This is a genomic window from Hydrogenophilus thiooxidans (assembly GCF_019049855.1).
Classification (GTDB): Bacteria; Pseudomonadota; Gammaproteobacteria; order Burkholderiales; family Rhodocyclaceae; genus Hydrogenophilus; species Hydrogenophilus thiooxidans.
The window spans coordinates 1-997 of record NZ_JAHLSY010000061.1 but is presented as its reverse complement, the minus strand read 5'-3'; the positions used below and the strand labels follow the sequence as shown (position 1 = coordinate 997).

The 997-nt window shown below is 58.7% G+C and carries 1 pseudogene; it reads left to right on the top strand.

Annotated features, from left to right (window positions below):
• Positions 1–916 (top strand): annotated as a pseudogene (locus KUL93_RS11255) (hypothetical protein); the annotation flags it as partial.
• Positions 917–997: the final 81 nt, after the last annotated feature.

The window sequence follows — 997 nt, the reverse complement described above, 5'->3', positions numbered from 1 at the left end:
TTGCCCACCGAGGTGTGAATGTCGAAGGGATACGGTCAGTCTCGCTCATTTCCAGTCAAATGCTGATTTGTTCAGCGTGTCCCTAATGGACAATTTGGGTTTAAGATCGGTCAACCTCAAGCTGGATCTTGAGGATCCCAGCCGGATCGAGCATTTCCATCCTACCGGCAAAAGCGTCCAGATCATCCGTGCCATCCTGGGGCTGGAAGCCGACCGCGCCTTTATCAGCACCGCTGCCTATGGTTCCGGCAAGTCTCTTGCCAGTCTGTTCTCCGCCCTGTGCCTAGAGAACCGCCCGGAAACCCAAGCCATTTTGGGCCAAATTGGCCATAGGCTGACCCAAGTCGATGCCGAGGCCGGCGATTTTGTCGCCCGGCGCATCCAGTCCCGGCAGCAGGGGTTGGTTCTGGCCTTCGAGGGTTTCAGCCAGGACCTGCTAGGCGACCTGCGTCAGGCCATCCATGAGGGTTTCGCCCGCCTGGGCAAATCCGTCTCCAGCCGCCGTTTGGGCAACCTGCGCAGCCTCGACAGTATCCTCCGTTTTGCCGCCGCCGAATGTCAGGCGCAGAATCTCGACCGCATTGCCCTGGTCTGGGATGAATTCGGCCGCCACTTGGAAGGACTGATCAGCAGCGGGCAAGCCGGAGAACTGGCAAGATTGCAGCAGCTGGCGGAAACCATCACCCGCCTGGAGATCCCGGCCACCCTGACGCTGCTGCTGCACCAGCATTTCTTTCAGTATGCCGGCAGCCTCAACCACAGTGCCCGCAGCGAATGGCGGAAAATCGAAGGTCGCTTTCAGGCGATCCAGTATGTGGACGACAGTCGGGAGATGACCGAACTGATCGCCGCCTTCCTCCAAGCGCTCCGGGGTGAGGACATCTTCGCCTTTTCCGCCCTGTCGATGGCCATGTAAAAATGACCCACCTTGGCCATCGAAATTGACCCACCTTCGTTACCCTGCCTCTGATGATGTTCATCAGGAGGCGAGTTGTGT